The organism is Glycomyces luteolus, assembly GCF_027622875.1.
GTDB classification, from domain to species: Bacteria; Actinomycetota; Actinomycetes; order Mycobacteriales; family Micromonosporaceae; genus Glycomyces; species Glycomyces luteolus.
Map to the genome: position 1 here is coordinate 29,849 of NZ_JAPZVP010000009.1, position 6,232 is coordinate 36,080.

Sequence of the window (6,232 nt, forward strand, 5' to 3'; positions counted from 1 at the left end):
CCGGCCCCCCCCCCCCCCCCCCGCGGGGCGCCCGCAATGGGGCGGCCCCCCCACCGCGCCCCCCACCTTTCGGATGTTCGCTACGCGCGGTTGTAGGCGCTCGCGACCGCGCGCATCGTCGCCAGGACGATGTTGGGGTGCACGCCTGCGCCCCATACGGTCCGGCCGTCGATGGCGGTTTCGACATAGGAGGCGGCCTGGGCGTGCTGTCCGGCGGACAGGGCGTGTTCGGCGTAGTCCAGGACCTCGACGTCAACGCCGACGGAGGACAGGGCGTCCGTGAAGGCCGAGAGCGGGCCGTTGCCGGTGCCGGAGACCTTCTGCTCGACGCCGTTCAGGACGATGTGGGCGTCCAGCGTCAGCGTCTCTCCGGTGTAGACGGTGGTGTGGTCCTCGACGACCAGGCGCGGCGTGGGCTGGTACTCCGGGTGGTACTCGCGGCGGAAGATCTCGTGGATCTCCTGCGTCGAGACCTCCTTGCCGGAGGCGTCGGTGTGCCGCTGGATCGCGCCGCTGAACTCGATCTGCATGCGCCGCGGCAGGTCGAAGCCGTACTCGCTCTGCATGACGTAGGCGACGCCGCCCTTGCCGGACTGGGAGTTGACGCGGATGACGGCCTCGTAGGTGCGGCCGACGTCCTTCGGGTCGATCGGCAGGTACGGTACGCCCCAAGTGAACTCGTCGACAGGGACGCCCGCGGCCTCGGCGTCGGCCTCCAGGTGGGCGAAGCCCTTCTTGATGGCGTCCTGGTGCGAACCGGAGAACGCCGTGTACACCAGGTCCCCGGCGTACGGGTGCCGCTCGGGCACCGGCAGCTGGTTGCAGTACTCGACGGCGCGCTTGATCTCGTCGATGTTGGAGAAGTCGATGCCCGGGTCCACGCCCTGGCTGAACAGGTTCAGGCCCAGCGTGACCAGGCAGACGTTGCCGGTGCGCTCGCCGTTGCCGAACAGGCAGCCCTCGACGCGGTCGGCGCCGGCCTGCACGGCCAGTTCGGCGGCCGCGACGCCGGTGCCCCGGTCGTTGTGGGGGTGCACGGAGAGGATCAGCGAGTCGCGGTTCGGCAGGTTGCGGTGCATCCACTCGATCGAGTCGGCGTACACGTTCGGGGTGGCCATCTCGACGGTGGCGGGCAGGTTCACGATCAGCGGCCAGTCGGGGGTCGGCTGGATGACCTCGGCGACCTTGGCGCACACCTCGACCGCGTAGTCCAGTTCGGTGCCGGTGTACGACTCGGGGGAGTACTCGTAGCGGATCGCCGTGTCGGGGGTGTGGATCTCCCGGTACTTCAGGCACAGCCGCGCGCCCTGGGTGGCGATGTCGGTGATGCCGTCCTTGTCCAGGCCGAACACGACGCGGCGCTGCAGCGTCGAGGTCGAGTTGTAGAAGTGGACGATGGCCTGCTTGGCGCCGCGCAGGCTCTCGAAGGTCCGCTCGATCAGGTGCTCGCGGCACTGGGTCAGGACCTGGATGGTGACGTCGTCGGGGATGAGGTCCTGCTCGATCAGCTGCCGTACGAAGTCGAAGTCGGTCTGCGAGGCGGAGGGGAAGCCGACCTCGATCTCCTTGTAGCCCATGTCGACCAGCAGCTGGAACATCTTCTTCTTGCGGTCGGGGGTCATGGGGTCGATGAGGGCCTGGTTGCCGTCGCGCAGGTCCACCGCGCACCAGATCGGGGCGGTGTCGGTGATCTTGTCCGGCCACGTGCGATCGGGCAGGTCGACCTTGAACTGGGAGTGGTACGGCTGGTAGCGCTTGGCGCGGTCTGCGAAAGAAACGGTGTTCTTGGAAGGCGTAGTCACGGATGCTCCTGTGGAGGTCGCTGGTGGTCTGAGTCGCTTCTGACTGATCCAGCCGGCATGCGAAAACCCGCGACGAGGAGCCGACCTAGTTGGCCCCGCCGCGGCAGCTAAGGAGCATCGTGAACCGCATGACCCCGAGAGCCTACACCGGTGGCGTGACCCAGGTCGACTTCGACGCCCGGATAGTGGGACGGCACGGCTGCTTCGCGGCACCGTCCCCGCAGCCTCACGGATGGATGAGCAGGTCGTCGATCGCGATCCGGGCGCGCGGCGCGCGGTCGGGGCCCGCCACCGACTCGTCCAGATCCGCCGGGTCGCCCGGCAGGCCGATCGCGACCACGGTGGTCGGCACGAGCGGCTCGGCGAGCTCGAACTCGGCGGCCAGCGCGTCGGCGTCGAAGCCGCCCATCTGGCGGACGGTGAGCCCTTCGGCGGCGGCCTGGAACGTCAGGTGCGCCATGGCCTGGCCGAGGTCGTACATGGCGTGGGAGAGCGGGCCGCGCTCGTTGGCGTCGGTGCGTACGGCCACGAGCAGCGCGGAGGCCTGGGCGGCCCAGTCGCGGTTGCCGGGCTTGAGGGTCTCGAGGACGCGCTTGAACTCGCGGGTGTCGCGCCGGGCGAGGAGGAACCGCCACGGCTGCGTGTTGCCGGCGCTGGGAGCCCAGCGGGCGGCTTCGAGGAGAGCCGCGACCTGGGCGTCGGTGAGGTCGACGCCGGGCGCGAAGGCGCGCGTGGAGTGGCGGGCGGCGAGCAGCGGGTGGATCGGGACCGCGGTCTGGGCGTGGCGGTCGATCGAAGCGGTCATGCGCGTTCCTTCGGTTGCGGGTCTCGCACGGCGCTGCCGGGGCCGGTGTTCCCGGCTGGGGCGCGTCTGCGGTCCGGTCGCGGCACTGGGGGCCGTCGCGTAGCGGCGTCGTCGCTCGCCATCGTTCATGGTGCCACGAACAGGAGCCGGAGCGCCTGCTCGTGTCGCCTTCCTTACTCTCCTTCGGCCGAGGGCGACGGTTCCGGGGCCGGAGTCGGCGCGGGTGCCGGCGTCCCGCCCGGGTCCGGCGCGGGGGTCGCGGACGGGTCGACCGACGGGCTGGGTTCAACGGGCGCCTTGCGTCCCAAGGGTTCGGCGTCGCTGAGTTCACCGGGGAGCTCGACCGTGGCGACAGCCTCGGCCGGAGCGCCGACGAGTGTCAGGGTGCCGAACGCGCCGCTCTCCACGGACAGGATCCGCCCGTCCCGATCGAGGCACCATTCGCCGACGGGGATCGGCGGGTCGACGACGACAGTGCTGCGGGTGAGGGTGAAGCAGTCGCCTTCCTGCGAGATCGCGAACGGCAGGTGGCGGTCGAGGAGCTGCGGCAGCCATTCGATGAACGGCAGCTGCACCTTCGGGTCGTAGTCCTTCGGGATCTCGCCGGTGATCCCGGCGAGCTTCACGCAGCGGCCCGCCGCGCACTGGAAGAACCCGCCGGTCGTCCAGGCCACGGTGACGTCGACGGTGCCGCCGAGCGCCCAGCTGGGCACGTCGACGCGCCAGGTGCCGTCGGCGGCGGCCCACACGGTGACCGTGCCGCCCTCGGACCACTCGTACTCCGCCGTGAAGGTCGCGTCGAGGGCTTTGCTGACGCGGCCGATCAGGGTCGCGTGCGCGCTGGCGCGCGTCGGCGCCTCCTCGGGCGCGTCGACGGCGGTCGCCGTCCCGCAGCCTGCCAGGAGCGCCGTGAGCGTGAGCGCTGCCACTGTCTTGCCGGTCCATGTCCATGCCACCGCCCGATTCTCTGTCTCACCACCCAGAACGACCTGGCGACACACCGGTATGCGCAGCTAAGGTGAGGTGGCCGCCCCCGCAAGGGCGGTTTGGAGTGACCTGAGACACGAGCGAGTGAGGTGAAATCCGTGGCGCTAGTCGTGCAGAAGTACGGCGGTTCATCGGTTGAGAATGCCGAACGCGTCAAGCGCGTCGCCGAACGAGTGGTCGCGACGCGAAAGCGCGGCGACGACGTGGTCGTCGTCGTCTCCGCCATGGGTGACACCACCGACGAGCTGCTGGACCTCGCGGCCCAGGTCTCGCCGGTGCCGGAACCTCGGGAACTCGACATGCTGCTCACCGCCGGCGAGCGCATCTCCATGGCGCTCCTGGCGATGGCGATCAACAACCTCGGCTTCCAGGCCCGGTCCTTCACCGGCTCGCAGGCCGGGATGATCACGACCGCCGCCCACGGCGTCGCCCGCATCATCGACGTCACGCCCGGACGCATCCGCTCCTCGCTCGACGAGGGGTTCATCACGATCGTCGCCGGGTTCCAGGGCGTCAGCCAGGACACCAAGGACATCACCACGCTCGGCCGCGGCGGCTCGGACACGACCGCCGTCGCACTCGCCGCAGCGCTGGAAGCGGACGTATGCGAGATCTACTCCGACGTCGACGGCGTCTTCACCGCCGACCCGCGGATCGTGCCGAACGCGCAGAAGCTCGACGCGATCACCTTCGAGGAGATGCTGGAGATGGCCGCCTCAGGCGCCAAGATCCTGCACCTGCGCGCCGTGGAGTACGCCCGGCGCTACGGTCTCCCGCTGCACGTCCGTTCGTCGTACTCGACCAAGACCGGCACGATGGTGTCGGGTTACATGGAGGAGCTGCCCGTGGAGCAAGCACTCATCAGCGGCGTCGCGCACGACCGCTCCGAGGCCAAGATCACCGTCACCAGCGTCCCGGACAAGCCCGGCGCCGCGGCCTCGATCTTCCAGGTGATCGCCGACGCCGAGATCGACATCGACATGATCGTGCAGAACGTGTCGACCGCCGGGAACGGCCACACCGACATCTCCTTCACCCTGCCGAAGGAGGCCGGGCCGAAGGCGACCGAGGCGCTGAAGAAGCACCAGACCGCGATCGGCTTCGAGAAACTCATCTACGACGAGAACATCGGCAAGATCTCCCTCATCGGCGCCGGGATGCGCTCGCACCCGGGCGTCACCGCGAACTTCTGCCAGGCGCTGGCCGACGCGGGCGTGAACATCGAGATCATCTCGACCTCGGAGATCCGCATCTCCGTGGTCTGCCGCGACACCGACCTCGACGCGGCGGTGCGCGCGGTCCACGACAAGTTCGAGCTCGGCGGCGCCGAAGAGGCCGTCGTCTACGCCGGAACGGGGCGATAGGTATGGCGCGCAAGCTGAACGTTGCCATCGTCGGCGCCACGGGCGTCGTCGGATCGATCATGCGGCGGCTCATCGCCGAAGAACGCGGCAACTGGGGCGAGGTACGGCTCATCGCCTCGGCGCGGTCGGCGGGCAAGATCTTGTCGGTGGGGGATGAGCACCTCGAAGTGCAGGCCATCAGCGCCGAGGCCTTCGACGGCATCGACATCGCCCACTTCGACCTGCCGGACGAAGTGAGCGCCGAGTGGGTCCCGGTCGCCGCCGCGAAGGGCGTCGTCGTCATCGACAAGTCCGCGCACTACCGGATGGACCCTGACGTGCCCCTGGTGTGCCGCGAGGCCAACCCGGAGGCGGCCGCGGTGCGGCCCAAGGGCATCATCGCGAACGCCAACTGCACCACGCTGGCGCTCATCCCGACGCTCGCGGCGCTGAACGCGGAGTTCGGGCTCGTGTCGATGTCGGTGGCCTCCTACCAGGCCGCGTCCGGCTCGGGCAAGGAAGGACTGGAGGCGCTGTACGCGCAGCTCCAGAAGATCGCCGGGATCGACGGGCTCGGGACCGCGGGCAACGACGTGCGCATGGTGCTCGGCGAGGAGTTCAACGCGCCGTTCGGGGCGCCGCTGGCGCTCAACGTGGTGCCGAAGATCGGCGGCTGGAAGGACGACGGCTGGACCTCCGAGGAGCTCAAGGTCCGCAACGAGTCCCGCAAGATCCTGGGCCTGCCCGACCTCAAGGTCGCGTCGACGTGCGTGCGCGTGCCGGTGGCCGTGGGCCACTCGCAGGTCGTGCACGCCACGTTCGAACGCGAAGTGACCGTCGCCGAGGCGCACCGCGTGCTCGCGGCGGCCGAGGGCGTGGACCTGGTCGACGACCCGGCGAACATGGTGTTCCCGATGCCGATCGACTCGGCCGGCAAGGGTGGCACGCAGGTCGGCCGCATCCGGCAGTCGCTCGACTTCCCGAACTCGCTGGAGTTCTTCGTCGTCGGCGACAACCTCATGAAGGGCGCGGCCCTCAACTCGATCGAGACCGCGGACCTCGTGCGCCGCGAACTCGAAGCGGAAGCGTAGGCATCAACACCGGTCGTCGTACGAAATCGGGCCCCCCGGGCAACAACCCTGCCCGAGGGGTACGACAATCCGGTGTTCGAAAGCCAATAACGGCGGCCCGGAGCGAAAGCTCCGGGCCGCCGGTATTGGCTCGCTCTTACGCGTCCCGCTTCTTGAACAGCCGCCCCCCCGCCGCGCTGATGACCGCCGCGAAGCCCCCGGACA

Annotated in this window: 5 protein-coding genes; 2 read left to right on the forward strand and 3 right to left on the reverse strand. The window is 69.6% G+C overall.

Features of this window, described 5'->3' with window-relative positions; all coding sequences use genetic code 11:
* Window positions 1-80: 80 nt before the first annotated feature.
* From leuA to O1R50_RS12805, 3 genes are all read right to left on the reverse strand, one after another.
* Window positions 81-2,015: a 2-isopropylmalate synthase gene (gene leuA / locus O1R50_RS12795; RefSeq protein WP_408612685.1), complete on the reverse strand. Its 1,935-nt coding sequence runs from the start codon at window positions 2,013-2,015 to the stop codon at window positions 81-83.
* A gap of 13 nt (window positions 2,016-2,028) precedes the next feature.
* A complete protein-coding gene (locus O1R50_RS12800) occupies window positions 2,029-2,607 on the reverse strand; it encodes a nitroreductase family protein (RefSeq protein WP_270110451.1) in 579 nt (192 codons plus the stop codon).
* 173 nt (window positions 2,608-2,780) lie between these two features.
* A complete protein-coding gene (locus tag O1R50_RS12805) occupies window positions 2,781-3,563 on the reverse strand; it encodes a hypothetical protein (RefSeq protein ID WP_270110452.1) in 783 nt (260 codons plus the stop codon).
* Window positions 3,564-3,692: 129 nt separating this feature from the next.
* Here O1R50_RS12805 and O1R50_RS12810 point away from each other — a divergent pair, with 129 nt between their 5' ends.
* Both O1R50_RS12810 and O1R50_RS12815 read left to right on the forward strand, forming a co-directional pair.
* Window positions 3,693-4,958 (forward strand): aspartate kinase, encoded by a 1,266-nt coding sequence (locus tag O1R50_RS12810; protein WP_270110453.1) that lies wholly within the window; start codon window positions 3,693-3,695, stop codon window positions 4,956-4,958.
* A gap of 2 nt (window positions 4,959-4,960) precedes the next feature.
* Window positions 4,961-6,028, forward strand: coding sequence for an aspartate-semialdehyde dehydrogenase (locus O1R50_RS12815; protein ID WP_270110454.1), 1,068 nt, complete (start codon window positions 4,961-4,963; stop codon window positions 6,026-6,028).
* Window positions 6,029-6,232 lie beyond the last annotated feature (204 nt).

Bases quoted from the DNA above. Each gene is read 5' to 3' on its own strand.
- O1R50_RS12815 (WP_270110454.1), top strand. From the start codon at position 4,961: ATGGCGCGCAAGCTGAACGTTGCCATCGTCGGCGCCACGGGCGTCGTC.
- O1R50_RS12800 (WP_270110451.1), bottom strand. From the start codon at position 2,607: ATGACCGCTTCGATCGACCGCCACGCCCAGACCGCGGTCCCGATCCAC.